Source organism: Bradyrhizobium sp. CFUWI (assembly GCF_056429085.1).
Map to the genome: position 1 here is coordinate 182,547 of NZ_JBWJZE010000004.1, position 26,553 is coordinate 209,099.

At 62.8% G+C, this 26,553-nt stretch carries 19 protein-coding genes; 13 read left to right on the forward strand and 6 right to left on the reverse strand.

All coding sequences use genetic code 11. The features are described 5' to 3' along the window. Positions 1-24 precede the first annotated feature (24 nt). Complete coding sequence (gene pgm / locus AC066S_RS11315) at positions 25-1,671, reverse strand: phosphoglucomutase (alpha-D-glucose-1,6-bisphosphate-dependent) (protein WP_478269680.1); 1,647 nt, start codon at positions 1,669-1,671, stop codon at positions 25-27. A gap of 221 nt (positions 1,672-1,892) precedes the next feature. Between pgm and AC066S_RS11320 the strand changes: the two genes are divergently transcribed. Then, complete coding sequence (locus AC066S_RS11320; protein ID WP_478269681.1) at positions 1,893-3,029, forward strand: alpha/beta hydrolase family protein; 1,137 nt, start codon at positions 1,893-1,895, stop codon at positions 3,027-3,029. 49 nt (positions 3,030-3,078) lie between these two features. Then, the gene (locus AC066S_RS11325) at positions 3,079-3,831 is read left to right on the forward strand and encodes a transglycosylase SLT domain-containing protein (RefSeq protein ID WP_478269682.1); all 753 of its coding nucleotides are present in this window, start codon (positions 3,079-3,081) and stop codon (positions 3,829-3,831) included. A gap of 9 nt (positions 3,832-3,840) precedes the next feature. On the opposite strand, the gene AC066S_RS11330 is transcribed toward AC066S_RS11325, so the two are convergent. After that, a complete protein-coding gene (locus AC066S_RS11330) occupies positions 3,841-4,698 on the reverse strand; it encodes a winged helix-turn-helix domain-containing protein (RefSeq protein ID WP_478269683.1) in 858 nt (285 codons plus the stop codon). A gap of 275 nt (positions 4,699-4,973) precedes the next feature. Here AC066S_RS11330 and AC066S_RS11335 point away from each other — a divergent pair, with 275 nt between their 5' ends. Beyond that, complete coding sequence (locus AC066S_RS11335; protein WP_478269684.1) at positions 4,974-6,134, forward strand: acyltransferase family protein; 1,161 nt, start codon at positions 4,974-4,976, stop codon at positions 6,132-6,134. A gap of 308 nt (positions 6,135-6,442) precedes the next feature. Next, positions 6,443-7,291 carry an MBL fold metallo-hydrolase gene (locus AC066S_RS11340; protein WP_126260550.1) on the forward strand — a complete coding sequence of 283 codons (849 nt, stop codon included), beginning with the start codon at positions 6,443-6,445 and terminating at the stop codon, positions 7,289-7,291. Between the two features lie 48 nt (positions 7,292-7,339). On the opposite strand, the gene AC066S_RS11345 is transcribed toward AC066S_RS11340, so the two are convergent. Next, positions 7,340-8,215 carry an aldose 1-epimerase family protein gene (locus AC066S_RS11345; protein ID WP_478269685.1) on the reverse strand — a complete coding sequence of 292 codons (876 nt, stop codon included), beginning with the start codon at positions 8,213-8,215 and terminating at the stop codon, positions 7,340-7,342. A gap of 164 nt (positions 8,216-8,379) precedes the next feature. On the opposite strand from AC066S_RS11345, the gene AC066S_RS11350 reads away from it, so the two are divergent. From AC066S_RS11350 to AC066S_RS11380, 7 genes are all read left to right on the forward strand, one after another. Further along, the gene (locus AC066S_RS11350) at positions 8,380-9,483 is read left to right on the forward strand and encodes a glycosyltransferase family 4 protein (RefSeq protein WP_478269686.1); all 1,104 of its coding nucleotides are present in this window, start codon (positions 8,380-8,382) and stop codon (positions 9,481-9,483) included. A 221-nt stretch (positions 9,484-9,704) separates the two neighbouring features. Continuing rightward, entirely contained in the window at positions 9,705-10,883 is a 1,179-nt protein-coding gene (locus AC066S_RS11355) for a glycosyltransferase (RefSeq protein WP_478269687.1), read from the forward strand. Next, positions 10,883-12,223, forward strand: a complete 1,341-nt coding sequence (locus AC066S_RS11360) for a hypothetical protein (RefSeq protein WP_126260554.1) — start codon at positions 10,883-10,885, stop codon at positions 12,221-12,223. The genes AC066S_RS11355 and AC066S_RS11360 overlap by 1 nt, the downstream gene beginning before the upstream one ends. A gap of 31 nt (positions 12,224-12,254) precedes the next feature. Then, positions 12,255-13,532, forward strand: coding sequence for a glycosyltransferase family 4 protein (locus AC066S_RS11365; protein ID WP_126260555.1), 1,278 nt, complete (start codon positions 12,255-12,257; stop codon positions 13,530-13,532). Continuing rightward, positions 13,529-14,920 (forward strand): hypothetical protein, encoded by a 1,392-nt coding sequence (locus AC066S_RS11370; protein ID WP_126260556.1) that lies wholly within the window; start codon positions 13,529-13,531, stop codon positions 14,918-14,920. The genes AC066S_RS11365 and AC066S_RS11370 overlap by 4 nt, the downstream gene beginning before the upstream one ends. A 568-nt stretch (positions 14,921-15,488) precedes the next feature. Continuing rightward, complete coding sequence (locus AC066S_RS11375) at positions 15,489-19,397, forward strand: RHS repeat protein (protein ID WP_478269688.1); 3,909 nt, start codon at positions 15,489-15,491, stop codon at positions 19,395-19,397. 251 nt (positions 19,398-19,648) lie between these two features. Next, positions 19,649-20,773, forward strand: a complete 1,125-nt coding sequence (locus AC066S_RS11380) for an acyltransferase family protein (RefSeq protein WP_126260558.1) — start codon at positions 19,649-19,651, stop codon at positions 20,771-20,773. Between the two features lie 25 nt (positions 20,774-20,798). On the opposite strand, the gene AC066S_RS11385 is transcribed toward AC066S_RS11380, so the two are convergent. Next, complete coding sequence (locus AC066S_RS11385; protein WP_235884989.1) at positions 20,799-22,280, reverse strand: lipopolysaccharide biosynthesis protein; 1,482 nt, start codon at positions 22,278-22,280, stop codon at positions 20,799-20,801. A gap of 109 nt (positions 22,281-22,389) precedes the next feature. Between AC066S_RS11385 and AC066S_RS11390 the strand changes: the two genes are divergently transcribed. Both AC066S_RS11390 and AC066S_RS11395 read left to right on the forward strand, forming a co-directional pair. Continuing rightward, a complete protein-coding gene (locus AC066S_RS11390; RefSeq protein WP_135167708.1) occupies positions 22,390-23,223 on the forward strand; it encodes a polysaccharide pyruvyl transferase family protein in 834 nt (277 codons plus the stop codon). A gap of 1 nt (position 23,224) precedes the next feature. Then, positions 23,225-24,340, forward strand: coding sequence for a glycosyltransferase family 4 protein (locus AC066S_RS11395; protein WP_235884988.1), 1,116 nt, complete (start codon positions 23,225-23,227; stop codon positions 24,338-24,340). A gap of 17 nt (positions 24,341-24,357) precedes the next feature. On the opposite strand, the gene AC066S_RS11400 is transcribed toward AC066S_RS11395, so the two are convergent. Continuing rightward, on the reverse strand, positions 24,358-25,449 hold the full coding sequence (locus AC066S_RS11400) for an acyltransferase family protein (protein ID WP_126260562.1): 1,092 nt from the start codon (positions 25,447-25,449) through the stop codon (positions 24,358-24,360). After that, on the reverse strand, positions 25,446-26,552 hold the full coding sequence (locus tag AC066S_RS11405; RefSeq protein ID WP_478269689.1) for an acyltransferase family protein: 1,107 nt from the start codon (positions 26,550-26,552) through the stop codon (positions 25,446-25,448). Before AC066S_RS11405 ends, AC066S_RS11400 begins: the two co-directional genes overlap by 4 nt. Between the last annotated feature and the right edge of the window lies 1 nt (position 26,553).

Sequence of the window (26,553 nt, forward strand, 5' to 3'; positions counted from 1 at the left end):
GCGGCACGGCGTTTCGGCCGGGCCTTACCCCCCGAACACCTTCGCCAACCCCGCCTGCGCCTCCTCCTGGATCCGCTTCAAATGCTCGGGACTGCGGAAACTCTCGGCGTAGATCTTGTAGACGTCCTCGGTGCCCGACGGCCTTGCCGCGAACCAGCCGAAATCGGTCTCGACCTTGATGCCGCCGAAGGGCTGGTCGTTGCCGGGCGCCTTGCTCAAGGTGGCGCGGACGGGATCGCCGGCGAGGTCCTTGAGGCCGAGCTGCTCGGGCGTGACGGACTTCAGGATGGTCTTCTGCGGCCCCGTCGCGGCGACGTCGATGCGGGCGTAATGCGGCACGCCGAACTCGGCGGTGAGATCGCCGAACAGCTGGCTAGGATCGCGGCCGGTCTTGGCCATGATCTCGGCGGCGAGCAGGCCGAGGATGACGCCGTCCTTGTCGGTGCTCCACACCGTGCCGTCGCGGCGCAGGAACGAGGCGCCGGCACTCTCCTCGCCGCCGAAGCCGAAGCCGCCGGTGAGGAGGCCATCGACGAACCATTTGAAGCCGACCGGCGTCTCGACCAGCTTGCGGCCGAGCTTCCTGGCGACGCGGTCGATGATCGAGCTGGACACCACGGTCTTGCCGATCGCGGCGTCCCTGCTCCAGTTCGGACGGTGCGCGAACAGGTAGGAGATCGCGGTCGCCAGATAATGGTTCGGATTCATCAGGCCGCCGGATCGGGTCACGATGCCGTGGCGGTCGGCATCGGTGTCGTTGGCAAAGGCGACGTCGAAGCGGTCGCGCATCCCGATCAGGCTCGCCATCGCGTAAGGAGAGGAGCAGTCCATGCGGATCTTGCCGTCCCAATCCACCGTCATGAAGCGGAAGGTCGGATCGATCGCCTCGTTCACCACCGTGGCCTTCAGGCCGTAGCGCTCGATGATCGGATGCCAATAGTGCACGGCGGCGCCGCCGAGCGGATCGATGCCGATCTTGATGCCGGCGGATTTGATGAGCTCGAGATCGACGACGTTGCCGAGATCGGCGACATAGGGTGTGATGAAGTCGGTGGCGCGGACGTTCGAAGATTTCAGCGCCTTGGCATAGTCCATGCGCTTGACGCCCTTGAGAGCGTCGGCGAGATAGGCATTGGCGCGCTTCTCGACCACGCCCGTGACATCGGTATCGGCCGGGCCGCCATGCGGCGGATTGTATTTGTAGCCGCCATCGTCCGGCGGGTTGTGCGAGGGCGTAATGACGACGCCGTCGGCAAGGCCGCCGGTGCGGCCCTTGTTGTAGGTGAGGATCGCGTGCGAGATCACCGGCGTCGGCGTGTAGCCGCCGTCCTTGTCGATCATGACGTCGACGCCGTTGGCGGCGAACACCTCGACGGCGCTGACCAGCGCCGGCTCGGCCAGGGCGTGGGTGTCAATGCCGATGAAGAGCGGGCCGGTCAGCCCCTTTTCCTTTCGATAGTCGCAGATCGCCTGCGTGGTCGCGAGAATATGGCCTTCGTTGAAAGTGTTCTTGAACGAGGTGCCGCGATGGCCGGAGGTGCCGAACGCCACGCGCTGCGCGGGATCGGAGGCATCGGGCTTGCCGGCGAAATAGGCCGTCACCAGCCGCGGAATATTGGTGAGCGCGTCCGGCGAAGCCTGCTTGCCCGCCGCGGGATGAACATCAGCCACTGGAAGATCCTCGTTCTGTCGCAACAGAGATAGCGGAGCACCATAACCGGGCTCGCGCCAAGGGCACAACACGCGCGACCGGGCAGGCGTTCCTTTAAGCGAGTACCGTAGCCCGCATGAGCGAAGCGACATGCGGGACCATCTACCCGGATGTCGCTTCGCTCATCCGGGCTACGGGATCATGCTATGCTCCACGGCATCGAAGCCCGTCGAATCGTCCCATGGCTCTCCTGCGCAAGCTGCTTCTGCTGATCGCCGGCCTCGTCGCGGCGGTGGCGCCGGCGCGCGCCGCGGAGTTCTACACCGAGGACCTGCGCATCCCCATGGCGGAGGCGGGGCCGCAGGGGCTCGAGGCCTTTCTGGTCCGCCCGGCGGAAGCGAAGCGCTATCCGCTGGCGCTGCTGAGCCACGGCTCTCCGCGCAGCTTCGACGACCGCGCGACGATGTCCGCGCACAAATATTACGGCATCGCGCTGGAATATGCCCGGCGCGGCTTTGCGGCGCTGATCGTGATGCGGCGCGGCTACGGCACCTCGCCCGGCGGACGCGTCGACAGCGTCGGCGGTTGCGCGAAGGCCGCTTACTTGCCCGCAGCCGCAGTCGCAGTTGCCGATCTGCGCGCCGCGATCGATGCGATGGCGCGCCGGGCCGATGTGACGACGTCGGGCATGATCGCGGCCGGCCATTCCGCCGGCGGACTCGCAACCATCGCGCTCACCGCGCAGGCCCCGCCCGGTCTCGTCGCCGCGATCAACTTCGCCGGCGGCCGCGGCTCGCGCGACGACGACGATGTCTGCAATCCGAACGGACTGGTGCAGGCTTTCACCGCCTTCGGCAAGACCTCGCGCGTGCCGACGCTCTGGGTCTATGCGGCGAACGATTCCTACTTCGGCCCCGAGCTCACGCGCCGCCTCCATGACGGGTTTCGCGCCGGTGGCGGCAACGCGACATTCGTCGCGGCGCCGGCTTACGGCGACGACGGTCACTATCTCTATTCGGTGGCGGGCCGTCCGCAATGGACGCCCTATGTCGACGCCTTCCTGCGCGAGCGCGCCCTCGTTGGCCGCGACATCCTGAGCCCGCCCGATTCCTTGCCGCCGCCGCGCCAGCTCAACGAGGCCGCGCGGGCCGAGTTCGCGCGCTATCTCGCCAACATGCAGCCGCACAAGGCTTTCGCGGTGTCGCCGAACGGCGGCTACGGCTGGCGCGCGGGACGCAGCACGGGCGACGAGGCCCAGCGCGACTCGCTCGCCGCCTGCCTGAAGTGGTCGCCTACCTGCACGCTCTATGCGATCGACGACCACTTGGCCGACCCGTCGCAGACGACCCCCACGGATCAGAGCGCCCGCGCGCGCTAGTCGCCGCGCGGGCGCCGGTTTGTTAACTCCGGCGCACTATGACGGAGCGATGTTGTGGGATCGGGCAGGCTTGCATCTTTGCGCGGCGTGGCGGACCGTGGCGGTCGCCCTGCTGGTGTCGGCCCCGCTCTGCGCGCACGCCGCAGACGGCAACACGGAGCTCGGCGCAGGCGAAACGCCGTCATCCCGGGCCCTGATCCGGAAGATCATCGAGAGAGAGACCGCAAGCACCAATTTGCCGGCCGATATCGCCGAAGCGGCCGTCTTCGTCGAAAGCGGCTACAATTCGGCCGTCATCGGCAGCGTCGGCGAGATCGGCCTGATGCAGGTTCGGCCCGAGACGGCGGCGATGCTGGGTTTTCGGGGCAGCGAGGCGGAACTCGCCGAACCCGACATCAACATCCATTACGGGGTGCTTTATCTCAGCCAGGCCTGGCGTCTGGCCGGCGGGGACATCTGCCGCACCCTCATGAAGTACCGGGCAGGCCATGGCGAGGAAGCGATGACGCCGCGGTCGCAGGTCTATTGCAACCGGGCCCGCAACCGCCTTGCCGCCATGAATTCGACCTTGGCCGGAGCCGAAGCGACGGCTGTTCCGGATCCGGCGCCCCCGATCGCGGCTGCGGCTCCGGCAAAGCCGGCGAGCCGCCCGAAGCTGTCAGTGCAGCCCAAAGCCGTCTATGCCCGCTATCGACAAGGCACCGCGGCCGCCAGCCGCGCCTATTGGGCGGCCCACGAGGCCAAGGTCAGCCAGATCAAGGCGCGCATCGCGGCGAAATGGAAGCGCATCGCATCACGTTGAAACGATACCCTACAGCCGCTCGCTGAGCGCGAGCTTGTAGCCGACGCCGGTCACGGTCGCGATTACGGGCGTGCCGCTGCCGATGAGCTTGCGGCGCAGCCGCGCCACCAGCGCGTCGACCGTACGGATGTCGACCTCGGCCTGGCGGTTGCTGACGACTTCGATCAGATAGTCGCGACTGAGCGGCCGTCCGTCGGCGCCGACGAGCGCGGCGAGCAGATCGAACTCGGCGCGCGTCAGCGCCACCGGCTTGCCGTCGCTGCCGAGCAATTCGCGCCGGGTCAAGTCGATGATCCAGTCGCCGAAGGCGATCGAATTGTGGTTGCGCGCCGCCTTGCGGTCGAGCGAGCGCCGCCGCAGCACGCTACGAGCGCGCGCGAGCAGATCGCGCAGATTGATCGGCTTGGTGACGTAATGGTCGCCGGCGATCTCGAGGCCGAGGATGCGATCGACGTCGGTGTCGCGGCGCGTCACGAAGATGATGCCGGCGTTGCTGGTCGCCTGGATCTCCTTGGCGAGCTCGAAGCCGTCGCCGTCGGGCAGCTGCACGTCGAGGAAGATGAGATCGGTGCGGCCGCGCAGCGCCTGCCGGCATTCCGCGCAGGAGCCGGCGCCGACGACGTCGAAATTGTTGTCGCTGAAATAGCAGACCAGCATGGTCCGCGTCACCGGATCGTCCTCAACGACGATCAGCCGCTCGCGGCCGGCCGGACGCAATTCCCGAGGTGCGGAGTCAACCACGGTCTTGGGTGTCCTGTCTGCCTGCGGCCCGCCCTGGATGGCCTGCGGCCCGCCTCGGATGGCCTGCGGCCCGCCTTGGAAATTCAAGCCGCCGCGCAATGCGCTGTCATGTGAACGGACATTCACGACTTGCTCGAGCCTCCCGAAATTAACCGCCTGAGTATTAGGCGCCTTGCGACGCGCAAACAATATTGGTCATGGTCTTGACGCATTAAGTATGAATTGGCCCACAATTCTCATTCGGCGCATCAAAGCGCAGGAGAGCCGCTGCCGTGGTGAGCGGTCCCGCACTTTCGCCGCAGGGCCCCCGCCGGTTAACGTAAAGAAAGCCTTCGGCTTCGGAAAGCCCTCCTGCGCCTCTATTGTCTGGCCTGCACGATGAGAACCACGGAGCAGGCGTGATGCAGGAGCAGACCCGATTGGCTGCCGGCCGAACCGAACTGGGCACCCCGCCAGTCGCTCGGTCGCACACGCTCGACCTGCTGCGCGGCTTCGCCATCGCCGGCGTGATGGCGATCCACGTCTCGCAGGTATTTCCGTCGAACATCCGCCCCGTCGATTTCGCCTTCATGTGCGGTTGGACCGGCGTCAACGTGTTCTACTTCGTCAGCGCCATGACGATGTGCCTGATGTGGACGCAGCGCAGCGGCGAGACGCATCCGACCCGCAAGTTCTATATCCGGCGCTTCCTTCGCATCGCGCCGCTGTTCTGGCTCGCGATCCCGATCTACCTCGCCATCAACGGCACCGGGCCGAGCGACAATGCGCCTGGTGGTATCGGGCCGGTTCAAGTGATCCTGACCGCGACGTTCCTGCACGGCTTCTGGCCGGACAGCGTCAACAGCGTGGTGCCCGGCGACTGGTCGATCGCGGCGGAGATGACCTTCTATCTCGTCTTCCCGCTTCTGATCACCGCGTTCGGGTCGCGCCGTCATCTCTATCTCGCGCTGGCGATCGTGCTGCATCTCGTCAATGTCTGCCTGTTCAAACCGTGGGCCTTCGCGCTGTTCTCGGCCTATTACGGTCCCGGCCACGAGGGGTTCGTCTGGACCACGCTGCATCTCAGCTTTTTGAACCAGCTTCCGGTGTTCCTGATCGGATGCGCGCTGTTCTTCTCGCTGCGCGACGGCTTCACCAGATCCGACGCCGCGATCTTCGCCGTCTTCATCGCGCTGTCCTTCGTCGCAGACCGCGCCACCGGCTCGCATGAATTCAACTATCTCATGATCAATCTCGTGCTCGCCGCGCTGGTGACAGGTTGCATCAAGCTTGCCGTCCGCTTCCATCCGCTCGAAGCGCTCGGCCGCAACTCCTATTCGATGTACCTGTCGCACTTCGCGGTGATCTATGGCCTGCGTCAGCTCTGGCCGCTCGCGGACGGGCTGATCTCACTGCTCGTCGCCTATGCCGTCACCGCCGCGCTGAGCTATCTCGTCGCCCGCGCGACATGGCATCTGGTCGAACGGCGCGCGCAGGACCTGGCGCATCGCCTGACAATGGCGCCGTCGGGCCGGTCAAGCCTCCGGCCAGCCATCGCCGCCACTGCGGCCGGCATGAGCTGAACGAGGCCCCTACCTCACCCGCCCCAGGGCTATCGCTTATGGCGCTTTGAGGGATCTGTGGGCACGCCTCGTCCTTCGAGACGACCGCTTCGCGGTCTCCTCAGGATGAGGCTAACTATCATTGTGCTCGTTGAAACTGGCGCTGCGCACTCGGTCCTCATCCTGAGGGCCCGCCGAAGGCGGGCGTCTCGAAGGATGGCCACAGGCGAGATCGCTCCCATATGCGATTGCTCTGCCACTCCGGTGCGGCTTGCTTCATGGCCGCCTTCGTATCTACTGTGAAGAGTCTTCACGCTGGAGTGGGCATCATGGAGGTCATACTGCTCGGCACCGGCGGCCCGCGGCCGGACCCGCGCCGCATGGCGACGACCACGCTGATCAAGCTCGGTGACGAGAATATCCTGTTCGACGCTGGCCGCGGCGTCGTGCTGCAGCTCAGCAAGGCCGGCGTTCCCCTCGGCGCGATCAACACGGTCTTTCTCACGCACCATCACTTCGACCACATCGGCGACCTCTACGATGTGATGCTGAATTCATGGATGCACGGACGCAAGGACGCGCTGCGCGTCTATGGACCGCCGGATACCGAGCGGCTCGTCAACGCGCTGATCACGCAGGTCTACGACAAGGACATCGCCTGGCGGGATCAGGGCGAGCCGACCCTTGGCGGCTGGAAACCCGTCGTCGCGACGGACATCATACCGGGTCCCGTTCTCGACACCGGACGCTGGAAGATCAGCGCCGAGCTGGTCTCGCATGGCGATGGCCTCGACATGCAGCCGGCCTTCCTGGCGCGATGGATGTGTCTCGGCTACCGCTTCGAAGCGGAGGGCAAGGTGATTGCAATTTCCGGCGACACAGTCCCCTGCCCCGGGCTCGAGCGGCTGGCACAGGGGGCCGACCTGCTAGTCCAGTGCTGTTTCCTCGCAACGCCGGAGATCAACAACGAGCACCTTCGCCGCCTTGCGAAATTCACGATCGCCTGCGGCGACACCGTCGGCAAGGTGGCGGCCAAGGCCGGCGTCAAGAAGCTCGCGCTGACCCATCACCGGCCGCGCACCAACGATGCCATGCTGAACGCGCTGCTCGAAGATGTCAGGCAGGACTATTCGGGCCCTGTCGTGCTCGGCGAGGATCTCACGCGGATCGAAGTCTGAGGGCCGTCGCTCGGTCCGCAACGGATGCGCGCGGCCGCCTTCCGGGCATCAGGACGGTCCGACCTCGATCCGGAACGACAATTGCTCTTCGGCTCCTGGTGCGATGTGCATCAGGCCGGGCTTGTCGCTGAACTCGCCGTCGAATCCGGCCGGACTGGCATAACCGCGCCAGGGCTCGATGCAGAGGAACGGCGCGCCAGATGGTTTCGACCAGACCCCAAGCTCGCGAAAGCCGCGCCAGGACATTTTGAGCCAGGGGCCGGTGGGCGCGGCATAGCGGACCGCGTTGCTCTCGATCCGGTCGAAAATGACGGCGTCGTCGGTGAACAGGGCTTCGGACAAAGGGAGCACCGCACCTTTGACCGGGCTCGGCTCCGTTGCCACGCGCAGCAATCCGCCATCGAGGCGGCGGACGGGAGACGATTCCGCGCTCGTAAAGGTCAGCGAATAGCTCTCCTTGGCAAGTCCCGGCTGGAGCGGCCAGTTGAACGCGGGGTGACCGCCGATCGAAGCCGGCAATGTCTCCTTGCCGGTGTTGGCGATCGTGAGCGTCAGATCGAGGCCGGCGCTGTCGAGCGTATAGGTTGCGGTCAGCCGGAACGCGAACGGATAGAGCGCACGCGTCGTCTCGCTGTCCTCGAGCACCAGCGCGCAGCGGCTCTCGCCGCGCTCCGTCCACGCAAAGCGGCTGTCGCGCGCAAAGCCGTGCTGGGTCATCCGGTAGGTCTTGCCCCGATGCCGCAACTCGTCCTTGGCGAGGCGCCCGACGATCGGGAACAGCAATGGCGCATGGCGCAGCCATTCCGGTCCCGCCTGCCAGACGAATTCGGTGGTGGCGTCCCTCAACGAACACAGCTCGGCGCCGTGCGCCTTGATGGTGGTGGTAAGTCCGCCGCTGCGGAGAGTGTGGGTATCGTCACTCATGGCCGACATCTACACCGCGCCCCCACACGCAGCAAGGCGGCGCCCCTCGTGCAGTCGAAGCGTTTTGGCGCCGGGCGGAGCGCAGCGTCATATTTCCGTACCTAACGATTGCTCCTGTGGGGCCCGTCCACCACCCGAAAGCCGATGAACCCCATGGTAGCCAATTGAAGTTCTTCATCAACGGCCGGTTTCTGTCGCAAAAGCTCACTGGCGTTCAGCGTTATGCCGCTGAAATGGTCAAGGCGATCGACGCGCTCCTGGCGTCGGAGCAAACTGCTGCCTCGCTGCGGAATGCGGATTGGCAGTTGCTGACACCGGCGGATGCAAGCGAGGGCCTCGATCTCCACCGAATCAAGATCCGCACCGTCGGCCGCTTGCGTGGTCATGCCTGGGACCAAATCGATCTGGCGCGCGCCGCGGCAGGGGGCCGTCTGATCAGTCTGGCCAATTCCGGCCCCGTCCTCCATCGCGACCACATTGTCGTGATTCACGACGCTCAGGTCTTTCGCAGGCCGGATTTCTTCAACTGGCGCTATTTGACCGTCCATCGGACAATGGGGCGACTGCTCGCCCGCAACGCAGCCATCGCAACAGTGTCGGCCTTTTCCCGCCGAGAGCTTGCCCAAGTGCTGAATTTATCGGCATCGCGCATTCCGGTATTTCCCAACAGCGCCGAACACTTCGCGGCGACGAAGCCCGATCCCGGGATTCTTGCCAGACTGGGCGTTCGGCAGCAGAAGTTCTTCCTCTTCGTCGGCTCGAAGACCAAGAACAAGAATCTGGCCGTGGCGATCCGCGCTGTTCAGCTGCTCGATCGGGAAGACGTTCCGCTGGTCATCGTCGGAGGAGATAACAGCAAGGTCTTTCAGGATAATTCGGCTGACGGGGTTTCCGGGCTGCTGCTGGCCGGACGACTGACGGACAGCGAGATCGCCGCGCTCTATGCGCATGCATCGGCATTCGTGTTTCCCTCGCTCTATGAGGGTTTTGGCGTGCCGCCACTCGAGGCCATGATCTTCGGTTGCCCGGTCATCGCCTCGACGGCTGATGCGGTTGTAGAGACGTGCGGCGATGCGGCTGCGTATTTTGACGCCAATGATGCCGAAGCATTGAAGCAACTCATGCTCGAAAGATTGGCAGCCGGCGCAATCTCGGACCAGGAACGGCGACGGCAGCAGGAACGCGTCGCATTTTATTCGTGGCAAAAGTCGGCCAAGTCTCTGCTCGACCATCTCGCACCACCGGCTAGCGTTGCCAGTGCTGCTTGAAGTTCAATGCACTTCACCTATCGCGCGCATCGGTGTTCGCACAAACGATTTGCAACTGGGTGCAACGCGGACGCCCCAGCGTTGTTCCACGAAATGTTTCATTCCCGTGACAATCGCGCGCGCAATGGGCTTGGCGCAACATCACCACATCGCTGCCCCAATATCGCTACGTATTCGAGGAACTGTGTTTCGCACTAGCGAACACAGAACAGGGATACACGATGTCCGGCTCTCCGACGCAGCCCTATGCAAGGCATCCGATGAAAGTGCTGCACGTCGCAGAGACGATTCGGGGCGGGATTGCGAGCTATCTGAACGAGTTGCATCCTCAGCAACAGGCAAGCTTCGGCGCGGACAACGTGCACTACGTCGTGCCTTCGGATCATCGTCGCGATCTCCCCGGGATCGACGACAACCAGATTACGACGTTCGAGCGATCCGGCCGCAGCATCGCCGGACTATTCCAGATGTTTCGTGCGAGCATGCAGGCGCTGGATGCCTTCCGCCCTGATGTCGTACACCTGCATTCCTCGTTCGCGGGCCTCGTGCTCCGCCCCGCGCTTGCAGCCCGCTCGGACGGACCACGCGTCGTCTATTGCCCGCACGGCTGGGCGTTTTCGCGCGAGACCGGCCGCCTCAGCCACGTGGTGACGAAGGCGGCGGAGAACCTTCTCGCACGAACGTCGGACCGGATCATCTGCATCTCCGGCGACGAGTTCAACGAAGCCGTCCGCGCCGGAATTCCCGCCGACCGCCTCACCCTCGTCCATAACGGCATCTCGAAGACGCGCTCGCCGCAGCCCGTCGCGGCAGACTGGACTTCCAAGAAGGTCAAGGTTCTGTTCATCGGACGCCTCGACCGTCAGAAGGGCTTTGATCTCCTGATCGAGGCGGCGCGCGCGCTCGAAGACGTGGTTGATATCCGCATGATCGGCGCCTCCGTCGTCAACAAATACGAAGGCCCGAGCGTACCGTCCAACGTGTCCCTGCTCGGCTGGCTCGACCGCCCGACCATCGAGACCCAGCTCGAGGCCGCCGATCTCGTCGTGATCCCGTCGCGATGGGAAGCCTTCGGCCTCGTTGCCCTGGAAGCGATGCGCGCAGCAAAGCCTATCCTGGCATTCCGCAGTGGAGCACTGCCCGAGATCGTGGTCGACGGCGTCACCGGCGTGCTTTGCGAGCCTGTCGCCGTTCAACCGCTGGTGGACGGCTTTCGGCGGGCGCTCGATTTCGATCTCAAGGTGCTGGGGCAGCGCGGCTACGACCGGTTCAAGCAGCTGTATGACGTTCAAAAGACGCATGGGCAGTTGCAGCAGGTCTATCTCGAGCTGCTGCAGAACGACCAGACACCGATCGAGGCCAAGGCGGGGCTGCAATCGGATCTCTCCAAGAATTTCTGATGGCTCCACTAGTCCCACGCACCTTGGTTCGCGACAGTCTCCGCCTCGCCAGCCTCATCGCATCGGTCCTTCTGCCGGCCTCGGTCTGCGCCCAGCAGGCGCAACCGCTCGATGCCCGATTCCTGCTGGGGGTCGGCACGCATCAGGGCCTGGGTGGCCCGGTGAGCGCGCGCGGATACGTGCCTTCGGAAAACGTCGCCCAGATCAAGCAACTCGGTCTCAATTCCTTTCGCGATGATTTTCCCTGGTCCGAGTTCGAGGTTGGGGGACGCCGGATGGGCTTCACACCCAGACTTGGCAGGCTCGAAGCGCAGGTCAAGTCCGGCGTCGCGCGCCCTCTCCTGATCCTCGCCTTCGGCCATCATCTCGTTCCGAATTCCTCGCCACCGACGACCGACGAGGCGCGGCAGCGGTTCGCCGATTATGCGGCGGCGGCCGCGCAATCGGTGGTGGCGCAGCATCCGCTGTTCGAGCTCTGGAACGAATGGAACCTGGCGGCGAAGAAAGATCCTGCGTTCTCGCCGGAAAACTACCGGGCGCTCGCCGAGGTCACGCGGCCGGTCGTCAAGCGGATGGCGCCAAATGCGCCGTTCTTGGTCGGCGCGCTCGGCGACGATCTGGGCTGGACATGGACCGAGAAGATGCTGCGGACCGGCATTCTTCAATATGCGGACGGCGCATCGATCCATCTCTACAATTTCTGCATGGGCCCGAGCAAACGCACCTCGGCCGAAATCATCGACAGGCTCACGGCGTTTCACCGGCTGGTCGGCCAGGCGAGCGGAAACCCCGATTTTCCGATCTATGTCACCGAGACCGGGTGGACCACGGCTGCCACCAATAAATGCGGCGTCAGCGAGCAAGCCCAGTCCGACAATAGTGCGCAGCTCATCTTGTGGGCATCGACCGCGGCGCGCTGGCTCAAAGGAATGTGGTTCTACGAACTCAAGGACAGTGGAAAGGATGCATCGGACCTGGAGCACAATTTCGGACTCTATCGTTTCGACAACTCGCCGAAGCCGGTCGCCTGCGCGGTCCAGGGCGCCTGGGCCTTCATCCGCTCCAGCCTGAGCGCCGAGAAACGCGATCTCGCCAGCGGCCTCGTGTCGATCAATGCAACGACGACGTCCGGCGCCAGAGTTGCGGTCTGGTCCGAGACTCCCGACCGGCGTTACGAGGTCCGGATCAAGGGCGATCAGGACGGCGCAACCTTTGCGATGCCGTGCGACTCGGCCGCAAGACCGGCGTCCGGTGCCTGGATTCCGGTTTCGACCACGCCTGTTCTCATTGCAGCGAGCAACGGTGCCATGCCCGCCCTGGAGATAAGGCCGGCACGGTAAGCGCTATTTTTGCAAAACATGAGGTTCAGTGATGAAAGTTCTTTTGACGTCCACGCTTTATCCGACGCCTCAGGCCCCCAAGATCGTCGGCGGTGCAGAGATCTTCGCGCGGCGCTTCGCCGAAGGCCTGGTGCAGCGCGGAGACGAGGTCGAGGTGATCCGGGCCGCACCGTCCCCTGGGCAGGAGCGCGAAAGCTGCAATGGCATCAACGTCCATTCCGCGCCGGTCCAGAACATCTATCGGCCCTTCACGGAGCAGAAGAACGCCGTCCTGCGCAGCATCTGGCATGCGGTCGACGACTGGCAGATGCAGGCGCCGCTGATCGCGGAGCGCATCCGGGCCTTCAAGCCGGACGTGCTGCACTCCAACAATCTGTCGGGTCTCACCACCGCGATCTGGCGCGTTGCCGCCCAGCTCGGCGTGCCGGTGCTGCATACGCTTCACGATTATTATCTGACCTGCCCGCGCTGCTCGCGCTTCGACAAGGGGCGCTCCTGCGAGCACACCTGCACGAGCTGCGGGATCCTGACCTTCCATCGCAAGCGGGCGACGCATTGGCTGAGCGCGGTGGTCGGCGTGAGCGAGCGCGTGCTGTCGATCCATACCGACATGGGCATGTTCGCGGAGACGCCGATCCGCACCGTGATCCGCAACGCCTCGACGGAGCCGCCGCGCGAACCCTATCCCCGTCCGGTCTGCACCACGGAGGTGACGTTCGGATTCATCGGCCGGCTCACCGAGGAAAAGGGCATCGACAATCTGATGCGGGCACTTGCCATGCTGCCCCGGGATCGCATCCGGATGCTGATCGCCGGTCGCGTCAGCGACGAGGAACAACGGCGCCTCAGGGCGCTCGCGCCGGATGCGCGTATCGAGTTCATGGGATTCGTGGTGCCGGACGATTTCTACAAGCAGGTCGACGTGGTGATTGCCCCCTCGATCTGGCACGACCCTGGTCCGCTCGTCGTCGCCGACGCCAAGGCGGCCGGCAGGCCGCTGCTCGGAACGCGCTTTGGCGGCATGCCCGAAGTGATCGAGCACGGCGTGACCGGCTGGCTGACCGAAGCCGACCCGAAATCGCTTGCCAAGAGCATGATGGAGGTCGCGGCGGATCCCCACAAGATCGACGAGATCAGCCGGCGCCTCATTGCGGATACCAGCAAGTGGATATTTGCCGACGTGCTGTCGTCATACAAGAATCTGTATGAACAATTGCGCGAGCAGCGGATGTCGCACGTGCGCGCAGCAACGACTGAAGCCTCAAAAGGTCCGGCCATCGTCGGCAAGGAGCGCCTCATTCCGCGATGACACGCCTGTTCGCGATGGCGGGCTATTTCTATCAAAGCGCCGCGGCGATCATCCTGATCTTCGCGGTCAGCCATCTCTTGCCCGCTGCCGACTACACCAGCTTTTCCCTCACGCTGGCCTCGAGCCAATTGCTCTGCGTCCTGATGTTCGAGTGGCTGCAGCTCGCCGGATTGCGTTTTCTCGCAGCAGCCCGGGAGGACGAGGCGGCCCGGCTGAGGTGGTCGCTCTTCGCAGCTGGCGTGTCGAGTGCGGGCGCGCTGATAGCGGTCGGAAGCTGCGCGTTCCTGGCCAGCACGCTGCCGGCAGGGATCATCGCGCTCGGCCTCGGCATATCCGTGCTCCAGGGGGTGACGGATCTGTATTTCCTGACGGTACGCCTGTCGGACCGGCTGGGGGTCGCCTCCTCTCTTCTCGCACTGCGTGCCACCGCGCTTCTGGCGGGAGCCGCGGTGGGAGGAAGGATTTGGGGAACGGCTGAGGCCGCGCTGCTCGGGATTGCGTTGGGACACACGCTGGGGCTCGTCGCGGGGCTCATCGCTTACCGCACGCCGCTGGAACGCGCCTCGTTGCAGACGATGCTCGCCGACTGGAAGACCTTCGCCCGCTACGGCATGCTCGCGGCGGGTGCATCCGTCATCCATCTGTCGGTGCCGGTGCTGCTCCGCTTCATCATCATCGGCCGGCTGGGCGCGACGGGCGCCGGCGCCGGGTTTTCGATCGCGCTCGACCTGCTGCAACGCCCGTTCTGGGTCCTCAATGCAGCGATCCACACCGTGAGCTATCCCGATGTCGTAAAGGATTTCGAGCGCGGAACCGTCACGAAGTCGGTGCAATCGACGCGGCGGATGTTCGAGTTCATGGTCTGCACGACCCTCGTGCTGCTCGGCGGACTGGTCGGCTTCATTCCGGATGCCGCTCGCATCCTGGTGCCGCGGGAGAGCCTGGACGGCTTCCTGACGACGGCGCCCATGGTGGCCGCCTTCTATTTCCTGCACACGCATCTCCAGGCGACCGTCGCAGTCGTTCCGCACCTGGAGAAGCTCGCGACCAGGCTCGTAGTCGTTGCGGCCGGCCAGCTCGCGATCGTCGCGGCCGTCGCGCTAGCCGCGGTTTGGGCCGGCCTGTCGCCGCGACAAGCGGTCGGCTGCGCTTCGCTCGCCACGCTGGCAGCGATTCTGTTTGCGCTCGGTCCGACCCTGCGGTTCGAGGCATTCCCGCGCTGGTCACTGGTCGCGCAGGCGCTGGTGGCCGCCGTCCTGATCGGATCACTCGGCGCGATGCCGACCGAGCCCGCGACATGGCTTGCCGGCAAGATCTTGATCGCCGGAATCGCGACGGCCATCGTCGGTTGGCGCGGAGATTTTCTGATGCTGGCCCGCCGCGACTAATTCGCCGCACCGGCATGGATCGGAACACAGCGAGCGAGCAATTGAGCCGTTGGGCCACGGCGCTGATTCAGTTCCTGGACGGAACCATTGCGCCTCCCCGGTCCAACCAAGCGGTCATATCCGGGAAAATACGGACACAACTAACGCGATAAAATCTGTCAGATTGCTCGCCCATGAAAAAACGGCATCTGCCGACTCCCTGTGCAATCTGATGATGCAGACGAAAGAGTCGGACTCGGCAACGAGCCGCTTCACTTGGTCGCGACTCCCAGGCGCCGCGTTCGTATGACACGCTCTCAAGCCGAAGCGTTGGGTCGAACTCGCACGGCTTGCGCATATATTCAGCAGCGTAAATCGTGGAAATCTTGAAAGCGCCTTTCTCACGCCATCCTGCACGGGCATCGCATCAACATTCTGCTGCAACACGAGTCGAGCTGTTCCTGCACAAGGAACCGCATTTCACTCGCGATTTGTAGCTTCGATTTTTATCTGAAATTCACACTCGACAGAGAAGCTTCGACGCAAACCCCTGCGAGCAATTTCGTTCGCGCTGAAACTCGAGTGTGCAATGCCCGATCAAACCATCCTATCCGCCAGCGGCTTCACCAACTCCATCGGCGTCAACACGCATGCCGGTTTCGGATGGACCGGCTACAACAACCTCGCGCTGATGGCCGACAGCCTCGAATATATCGGCGTCACCCATCTCCGCGACGCGATGGGGACGAACCCCGCTGCGCAGCCAGTCGTCGAGGGCCTGGCCGCCGCCGGCTACAAGTTCGACTTTCTGGTATCGTCTGCGCTGCCCCAGTCCGGTACGGTCGGGTTGCAGAACTACATCGCCTCGCTCCATAAATTCGCGACGAGCTATTCGGGCAGCATCAGCGCCATCGAGGGGCTCAACGAGGCCAATCACCAGCCCTTCAGCTACAATGGCAGCTCGAGCCTCTCGGCCGCAGCCCAGTTCCAGAGTGCGCTCTATCAGGCCGTCAATGCCAACGCGACGCTCGCCAGCATCCCTGTCTACAATCTGTCACTGGCCTACAACGATCCCCAGGGCTACAGCCAGCTCGGCAACATGTCGGGCTCGGTCGACTATGCCAACGCCCACGCTTATGTCAGCACTGGCCTCAGTCCGAGCAACTCCATTGCGGCGACGCTGAGCGCCGTCATGGCCGCGGCTCCGGGAAAGCCTGTCGTCATCACGGAAACCGGCTACACCACGCAAAACAATACCCAGTATCTCGGCGCCAACGAGACGGTGCAGGCCAAGTCGATCCTGAACACGCTTGTCGTCGCCTACAAGGCCGGCGTGAGTGCAACTTACCTCTACGAGCTGTTCGACCGCGACTCGTCTGCAGCCAACACCAATCCCGAAGCCAATTTCGGCCTGTTCAACTCCGACGGCACGCCCAAGCTCGCCGCTACGGCGATTCACAACCTGACGACCATTCTGGCCGACGACGGCAAGGGCGGCCTGCAGCCGACTGACCCATTGAACTACACGTTGAGCAACATGCCGGCCACCGGCAACAGCATGGTGCTCGGCAAGAGCAATGGCGCCTACGAACTCGTCGTCTGGGCCGAGCCAAAGCTCTGGAACGACTCCACCGATACCGAGCTGACCAATGCGGCCCAGACGGTCACGGTGAACCTCGGCGCCGTCCATCACACCGTGAAGGTATACGACACGCTGACGGGAACCACGGCGATCGCCAGCTACACCGACGTCAGCACCATCACCATTCCGGTCAGCGATCACCCGGTGATCATCGAGATCGACGCGCCCCCGACCACGCCGCCCGCCCCGGACACAAGGACCAGCGTCACCGGGACGGCTGCGGAGATCGTGCCGCAACTGTCCGACCTGAGCGACTCGACGGCGCTGCAGACCATCACGCTGACCGACTCCCACGTCCTGCAGGTCGCCTCGAAAGCGACCATGGACTACATGATCGCCCATTACGGCAACGCGCTCTCGAAGATCCAGGGCGGATATACGTTCTCGGTGACGAACTCGGCGGCGACCTGGACCAGCACGAAGACTTACGATTCGAGCGGAAAGCTGCTCTCGAAATCCGACACCGGCCTCAATTCAAGCGGGCAGCCGACCTCGACCACCGTCGTCTACAGCGACGGCTCCAAGGACGTGATCAGCTACACCGGCGGCGTGCAGACGAAATTCGTTCATGTCGGAACCGACGCAACCCGGACAACCGACACCTACAACACGGCCGGCACCCTGCTGAGCGAAGTCGTCCAGAAGTCCGACGGCTATTACTCCACCACGCTCTACACGAACGGCGTGAAGACAGCCGCCTACGTCAAGAACGCAGACCGCTCGCAGGACAACTATACCTACAACATCACGGGCAAGAGCTTCACCACCCAGGTGCAGCATCTCGACGCTTCGGGGAAGGTCACTTCGGTGATCCGCAGCCATGCCGACGGCTCGCTGGACTCGACCCAAGTCTACAATAGTGACGGCAGCAGCGTGATCACGTTGTACAGCGCCACGGGAGTGAAACTGGTCGAGACCGCCTACCATGCCGATCGCAGCAAGGATGTCTGGACGTACAGCATCAAGGGCCAGAACTATACGACCCAGCACGACGTCTACGATTCGACCGGATTCCTCACGACCCTGACGCGCCTGCATGCCGACGGCAGCCTGGCCTTCGAGCTGATGCAGACCGCCGACGGCACCAAGACGACCAACTGGTACAATGCCGCCGGCAGCCTCACCAGCGAGGTGGTCGAAAAGGCCGACGGCTTCGCCTCGACAACCCTCTACAGCAACGGCGTCAAGACGAAAGTTTACATCAAGAACGCCGACGGTAGTCTGGACAACTATGCCTATGGCATCACCGGCCAGAGCTACACCACGCTGATCCAGCACATCGATCCGTCCGGCAAGGTCACGTCCGTCACCCGCAAGCACGCGGATGGCACGCTCGACTATACCCAGGTCGTCAACAACGACGGGAGCAGCGTCGTCACCATCTATGACTCGACGGGAGTACGGACGAAACAATCCGAGTACCACGCTGATGGCAGCAAGGACGTCTACCTCTTCAACATCACCGGCCAAAACTACACGACCGAACACGACGTCTATGATGCAACCGGCTTCCTTACGACGCTGATCCGGAAGCACGCGGACGGCAGCATGGCGTTCAAGCTGGTGCAGAGCAAGGACGGGACCAAGACGACGGACTGGTACGATGCAAAGGGGGTCCTCACCAGCGAGGTGATCACGAAGGCCGACGGTTACAGCTCGACAACGGTCTATACCAACGGCCTGAAAACTGCGGCCTACATCACCAATGCCGACCTGAGCCAAGACAATTTCACCTACAACATCACCGGCCAGAGCTATGCCACGCAGCACCAGCATCTCGATCCGACCGGCAAGACGACGGAGGTGACCCGCTGGCACGCCGACGGCACGCTCGACTATACCCAGGTCGTCGGCAGCGACGGTGGCAGCGTCGTGACCAATTACGACGCTTCAGGCGTCAAGAAGACACAAACAGACTATCACTCCGACGGCACGAGGGATGTCTATCTCTTCAACGTCATCGGTCAGAACTACACGAAAGAGCACGATACCTACGATACCACCGGTTTCCTTACGCACATCGTGCGGACCCATGCCGACGACAGCCTGGCATTCACCCTTGTGCAGAGCGCCGACGGCACCAAGACCTCGGGCTGGTATGACGCCAATGGAATTATCACCAGCGAGGTGACGACCAAGAGCGACGGCTACAATTCCACCACGCTCTACACCGGCGGTATCAAGACCGCTGCCTATATCAAGAACGCCGACGGCACGTCGGACAACTGGAACTACAACATCACAGGCCAGTCCTACACGACGCAGCACCAGCACCTCGATGCCTCGGGCAATATCGTCGAGATCACAAGGACCCACGCCGACGGCACTCTGGACTATACCCAGATCATCAACAATGACGGCAGCAAGCTGACCGACATCTATGACAGCGCCGGCATCAAGACCCAGGAGATCGCCAGCCACGCCGACGGCTCGAGGGACGTCTTCCTGTTCAACTTCAACGGACAGGCCGGCCTCACACAGCACGAGAACTACGACACCGCCAAGGCGCTGCAGTTCATCGATCAGACCAAGACCGATGGCACCCACAACGTCACGGCCGTCGCCAGCGGCGTGACGATCCAGGGCGGGGCCGGCAATGACGTGTTCTCGGCGGCGCCGAACTCGACGACCGTCGCGTACGACCACGGCCAGGACCAGATCCTCAACTTCCAGGCCGGCAGCGGGACGACGCACGACACGATCGCGATCTCGAAACTGCTGGCGGAAGACTACAGCCACCTCCAGTTCACGCAGTCCGGCACGAACGCGCTCATCACGTTCTCGGCCACCGACTCGATTCTGCTGAAGAACGTCTACGTCTCCAGCCTGACCAGCCACGACTTCGTGTTCGTCTAAGCACGGCGAAATCTGCCCAAACGGGCGCCAACAGCGCTAAGGGAGCCGGGACCGTGCAGGGTCCCGGCTCTGTTCGTTTGTCGCGCGCCTGCCTCATCGATGAGCAGAGCTGACTGCCATTCGCAATTGGATAGGCCCCATGAATTCGGGCGGGCCGCCGCGATTGCTCCGCATCGGCCTGCGCGCTTGCGAACTTGCGTCACAATTCGACTCTAGAAGGGAAACGAACCGCGCAAGGACTCCGAGGCCCGATGGAAGCCAGTGAAGCAAGACGTTTTGTCGTTCTCGACTTCTACCGCTTCGTCGCCGCGCTCGGGGTCTTCATCTTCCACCTGAAGCTGATCGACAAGGGCATCTCACCGGCCTGGAACGGGTCCTATGGCCTGTTCGTGGACATGTTCTTCATCCTGTCCGGGTTCGTGATTTCCTACTCCTATCCTTCAACCTCGACAGGCCTGCGCTCCTATGCGCGCTTTCTCGTCAGGCGGATCGCGCGAATCTACCCCTTGCATCTGCTCACATTGTTGATATTCGCGGTCCTTGCTCTCATCGGCATATCCGGTCCGACCTCGCACGCGAGCTGGACGGATTTCCTTCAAAACCTCTTCCTCGTGCAGGCGTGGGGTATCACAGATCATCTCAGCTTCAACTCGCCGGCCTGGTCCATCAGCGCCGAGCTGTTCTGTTACCTATTATTCCCATTGTTCATGCTGCTGGCCGGGAGGATCTCGCCGCTGATGCTCGCGATCATCGTCGCGCTCTCTTATGGAATCCTTGCCCATGCTCACCTGCCGATCTGGCAGGAGCGCTCACAGATGTACGGGGCAACTTTCGATTTCGGGATGTTACGGGCGCTTCCGAGCTTCCTGAACGGGATTCTCCTGACTGTCCTGTTCAGGCTCTCGAGCGACTATCGCAAGAAGCCGGTCGCATTCGCCGGAATAGCGCTGTTTGCCGTCTCGATCCTGGTCCTCAACTTCTTTGCCAAGCCCGACCTTGCAATCATACTGTTCTCTCTCGCGATCCTCGTCACAGCCACGGGAGAAAGCGCCTTCGCGCGGTTTCCCGGTTCCGACTGGCTTGGCCGCCTCGGCAACACGTCATACGCGATCTACATGGTGCACGAAGTGCTGTTGATCCTGCTTTTCAAGCCGGCCTGGCACTATTTCGGACTTCAGCCAAGCATGTTTCCAGTGTTTGCATTGGTCTGCTGCATCGTTCTGACAGTCGTTGCCGACGTGACGTATCGCTATGTCGAAGATCCCGCTAGAAGATTGATCAACCGGCTTGCGCCTGGCGGGGCAAGATCAGCCCGCGTCCCGAAGCCCGAGCCGCTCGATCTTGCCGAGGCCAGACAGGCGGCCAACGCAAGCTAGCTGGTGCGTGCAGGCCGAGTTCTGGCTAGGTCTTGGACGATCGCCGCACACGACTCAAGACTTCCTGCCAAATCCGCAGCACCGCCGGCCGGGCGACCGCCATGACAACGGCAAGATAGACCGAAGAACCAAGCAGCACGAGCGCGGCGAGACGCAGCCATGGCGACGTGGCCGGCATGGTAACAGAGGCAGCAACCACCGCGCATGCCATCACCGCGGAGCCCGCAAGTGCGGGCATCAGCGCCGCGGCATAGGGCCTGATGCCGAGCGCCAAGATCCGCATCGAGGCTCCCGCGGATAGTGGATACAGCAACAAGGCGCGAGCGACGTAGCCGACAGCGATCGCGACGAGGCCAAACGGCGCAGCGAGGATGAAGATCGCTATGTTCGAAACCGCGTAGATCAGCGTCAGCCAAGTCTGCCAGTGCGGTTTGCCGAATGCCAGGATCACCGAGTGATTGTAGAGGCCGATCGTGGTCAAGAACCCGGTGATCGACATGATCGCGAGCAGAGGGGCGGCCTCGCCCCACTTGGATCCGAAGAAACCGACGACGAGATCCGGTGCCAGAGCCGCTATGCCCGCGAAAAGCGGGGCCGTCAGCAGTGACGTGTACTTGACGAAGTCGACCAGCGTCGAACGCGATGCTTCCCGGTCATGCTGGAGGCCCGCGATGGTCGCAAAGAACACGCGGTTCAACGCATTCCCGATCACGGTACTCACGGCGTTGACCAGGCGCTTGGCGAGGCTGTAGAAGCCCGCGCCGGCGGCGCCGGTATACCAGGTGACGAAAATCAGATCGGAATTGGCATTGGCAAAGTTCGTGATTCCTGTCAGCGCCACGTAACGCGCATAGCTCAGGAGATCGATGACAGCCTGCCGGCTGACCCGGAGCCGAGGGCGCCAGGGCGTCAAGACCCAAAGGCTGACCAGCGAGATCAACGAAGTCGAGACGAGCTGTCCGACCAGCGCAAGGACCCCGTACCCCTGTATCGCCAGCGCGATCCCTACGGCTCCGCCAACCGAGATTGAAGAAATCGAACGGATGGCGAGGGATCGAAAGAGTTGATTGCGCGTCAGCCAGGCTTCGTGCGTCCGTGACAGGCCTTGCACGGCCACCACGATGCAAAATCCTTTGAGAACGATTGCAAGATCCGAAAGACCGGAGAATCGTTCGATGGCGCCGCTCGAGGCGAACAGTGCGAGTGCTGCAAACAAGGAGAGGCCCGCGATGAGCCAAAACGAGGCCGTGTAATCCTCATCCTTCGGATCGGGACGCGCCTGGACGGCAATCGCGATGCTCTCGATCAGGACTGCCCGACAGAACTCGAGCGCCAGCGCTCCCGTTGCCACGATGCCGAGAATCTGCGGCGACAGCAGCCGCGCCATGATCATGTAGATTGCGAGCGTGAGCGCCTGCCCAACCGCGGAATCGAGCGCCGACCAAATGACGCCCGAAACGATCGAGCGCGGCTTGATAATCTCGTGGCGCAATTGGAAGCCTGTCACAAATCGGGGTTAGGTCGACATTCGTCGATGAGCCATTGGCTGCTATGGTCCAATAGTCGCCTTGTTTACGAGGACACTACGGCAAGAAAGCAGCTACATCCGAGGCAGCATGAATTTTCGAGGCAATCTACGACGGCTGATCAACGAGGTCGGCTGCGACTTTATTCATCAACTGCCCTATCCGCACGTGGACTTGTTCTACTGGCGTCCCGACGACGGAACGATCAATTTCGGTGATCATCTTTCGATTGTTGTCGTTGACCATCTCTTGCGGCAATTCGGCTATACGCTCGCCGATGAGGTGCCGCGGCAAGCGCGCTTGTTCGCGATCGGCTCCGTGCTCCACTACGCGCGAAATGGCGATGTGATCTGGGGAAGCGGCGTAAACGGGCGCCCCGGCCAAGGTGACCTCAACCACCGCGTGCAGAATTTGGACGTGCGAGCCGTGCGCGGCCCCCGTACCCGGGAGGTTCTGCAGCGCCGGGGCATCTCGGTTCCCGAAGTCTTCGGAGACCCGGCGTTGCTGCTCCCTCAGCTGTTTCCAAATCGTTTTCGCCCTACTGCCAAGAAGCCGTGGGTGTTTGTTCCGAATTTGCACGATTTGAACCTCGTCGACCCCACCGCCGATACGGTGGTCTCACCGCTGGGATCCTGGAACCGGCGAATTGACGCCATTCTCGAAGCTGAACTGGTTCTGGCCAGCTCGCTCCACGGCATCATCGTCGCAGAGGCATTCGGGATACCGGCTCGATACGTACGGCTGAGCAGCGGAGAGGCTGAGTTCAAGTATCATGACTATTATGAGGGCACCGGCCGGTTCGCCGTCGAGTTTGCGACGAGTATTGACGAAGGTCGCGAGATGGGGGGAGCTGCGCGCCTTAACCTTGATCATCGTGCCTTGATGAATGCATTCCCGATCGACCTCTGGAGCGGAAAGAACTAGCATGGCCAAGCGCCTCCGCGTGGCCATCTACGCGCCGCATTTTGCGGAATATTCCTACCGCCTCGCATCGGGATTGGCGCATCATTGCGACGTTCGGCTTGTGCTCAACCGCAAAGACGCGAACCAGCAATGGGAGCTTGCCGATATCGCCGTGACGGCGCCGTTCGAGACACGAATTCGCGACCTCAGCCTGCGGCGCGGCGGCGCAATTGGCATCCCTGCCTCGTTCATCGACATAATATCCTTTCGCCCGGACGTGATCCATTGTCACGAAGTTCCTGAAATCTACACGTCCAAGCTGATTCAGCTCCTGCGTCCGCTCGGCATTCCCCTGGTGCTGACCGTTCACGATGCTATCCCGCACTCGGAGGGCGGCTCCGGCACCTCGCCCCGTGAAGATGCCTGGCGCGGGCGCATGCGTGCGGCCGCCTCGATCGTCACGACGCACGGCGAGAGCTGCATTGCCGATTTTCATCGCGCCACGCCCGACTTCAAGGGCGAAACGGTTTCCAGCATGCACGGCGTGCTCATGGTTCCGTCGGACAAAAGCTCGTTCACTGAGCCGGAACCCGGGCGCATCCTGTTTTTTGGACGGATGTGGGCTTACAAGGGCCTCGACGTCTTCATCGACGCGATCGATATGTTGGCCCAGCGCGGTGTCGCGCATGAAGCGATCGTCGCCGGGCGCGGCCCCGAGATGACACGGCTCGGCGCCCGGATGGAGGCAATGCCGACGGTCAAGACCATCAATGCCTACATTTCACCTGCGGATACCGGACGTCTATTTCAATCTGCTACAGTGGTTGCCTTGCCCTACAAGGATGCATCACAAAGCGGAGTGCTCGCATCCGCCTATGGGAATGCGCGTCCCGTCGTCGCCAGCGCCACCGGTGGCATTCCCGACGTCGTGACGGACGGCGTCAATGGTCTCCTGGTTCCTCCCGGCGATGCCACTGCGCTCGCCGATGCACTCGAGCGCGTGCTGACGTCGAATTCACTCGCCGCAACGTTGGCTGACGGCGCGCGGCAGACCGCGGCCGGGCCCCTGAACTGGGATCACATTGCCGAACGGTTGCTTGGATCCTATCACAGGCTCGCCGGTCGTACCGTGAAGTGAGCGCGACACGCGCTCTCTCAAGCCGATTGCCCCACTTTCAGCGGTCGAAAGAACGTGCTGCGGAACGCGCCGTCCAGCAAGCGTCTCAGCCGGACTTCGATCAGTTCATAGCTGATCGCACTTGCAGCCAGTGACAACACCAGCCCGAGTCCGATGAAAGCCGCCCATAGCAGCCAGCGGTCGACGCCGGCGGCAACCAGCTTCAGGCCAACCACCTGCAAGGGGAAGAGCACGAAGGGGTGCACGAGATAGAGGCTGTAGCTGATCTTGCCGATGTATTGAAGCGCCGGCGTACTCAGGGCCTTCCCGAGGCCTGATTCCGGGGCGAGCACCATGGCGAACAGTAGAAATCCGGGAATGAGCCCTACGAACGGATGAAACAGCACCAGGCTCGCATACAGCGCGGCCCCGCAGACGAGCCCTGCGACCAGACCGAGCCGTCCGGGAATGGAAATGCGAAATCCCGTCGCGCTGAACAGCATCCCAATGCAAAAGAACGCGGTGATCGGCCAGCGCATCAGGCAGGCCACGCCCAGCAGGATGAGAGGCGCCGCCAGCAGCCTGCCCCCAGCGCGCCACATCGAGAATGTCAGCGCAAACCAGATGTAGAATGCCCACTCATAGGTCAACGTCCACGCATTCTGCTGGGCAATGGGCAACCCGAGCGCGTCCTGCACGAAGAACAGGTTGGCCGCAAAGATCCCGAGATAGCTGGTGAGATCGATCCCGCGGAAGAATTTGTAGGCCACGATCGGCCCGATCGCGAACAGCGCAAGATGCAGCACGACGAACACCGGCATGATGCGCAGGACGCGGTCGAAGAAGAACCGCGACAGCGAACCGTGGCGTATCAGACTGGCCGGGATCAGGAATCCGCTGATCATGAAGAACAGCTCGACGCCGTGCCCGCCGACATTGATCACCGATTGCAGCCAGGACCAGAGCGGCGGCAGGAAGCCGGGATCCGGGATGTCGTACATCCCGCCCTTCGGCATATCGTAGAAATGGTCCATCAGCACGCTCAGCGCCGCGATGGCGCGCAGGCCCTGGACCGACGGAATGAACGATCCGTCATAGGCGGCGCCCGGCTGGTGAGGTGCCTTGATCACTCTGCGGCACCCTGGGTGCTGAGCACTGGCTCGAGGACGACAGGCTTTCTTCGCGCGGAGCGGAATCTTTGCCCGAAGGAAATGCTGGGCTTCTCGATGAACGTGTATGTCATCCAACTGACGAGGATCGACAATGCCAGGATGACGACCAGGAAGATCGACCATCCGAGGGGTCCGTCGCCGAACCATACCAGGCGATGGACGTAGACAATCACGAACGGCGACATCAGATAGACCGAATAGCTGATCACGCCGACGAATGCCATCGGGCGCCAGGCCATCCGTTCGCCGAACACGGCAAAGCCGATGAAGACAAGCGCCGCGCAGATATAGGCCGATCCGATCGAATAACTGTAGAAGAAATTCTCGTGATACACGCCGCCGAACCGGCGGTCGGACAGGGTGGCGGCGAAGACCGCATACAGAAGCGTGCAGACGGTCACATGCGTCCACCGCAGCTTGCCGCCAATGACGGTGTCGCGGATGATCTTGCCCAGGAACATCGCCGAGAGGTTCAAGCCGACCTCCATCACCGAGGACACTGCCCTGCTCTCAACGAAAAGTGCAGCTGTGGTTCCCACCAGCGCGGCGGCAACGACGATGGTCACCGCCGTGAAGCGCCGGTTGAGCAGCCCCATCGCAAAGAGAATGGTGCATCCGACGTAGAACAAGAGTTCGATCGCCAGGGTCCAGTAGAACACCCAGAGATTCGGGACGTTCACGAAAGTCTGCAACATCGTCACGTTAGCGGCGATCTGCCCCAGCGGAAAACTCTTCGAATCCAGCAGCTCCACCGACACGAGCCCGACAACGATCGAAGTCCAATAAGCCGGATAGAGCCGGAAGAAGCGGCTGATCGTAAACTCGCGCACAGGCGTGGCGCTGTCCGGGAAGCTGAACGGAATGACGAAGCCGCTCACGAAGAAGAACAACACGACGCCGAACCGGCCAAAGTTCATGTAGTAGCCGAATATGTCGTGGAGGGGCCCGTAATAGACACCCGTCGGGTGCTTTTCCAGGATGACCTCGAATACGTGCTGGACCAGGACGGCCAGCACGGCAATGCCGCGCAGTGTGTCGATGAATGCGAGCCGTTTATGCATC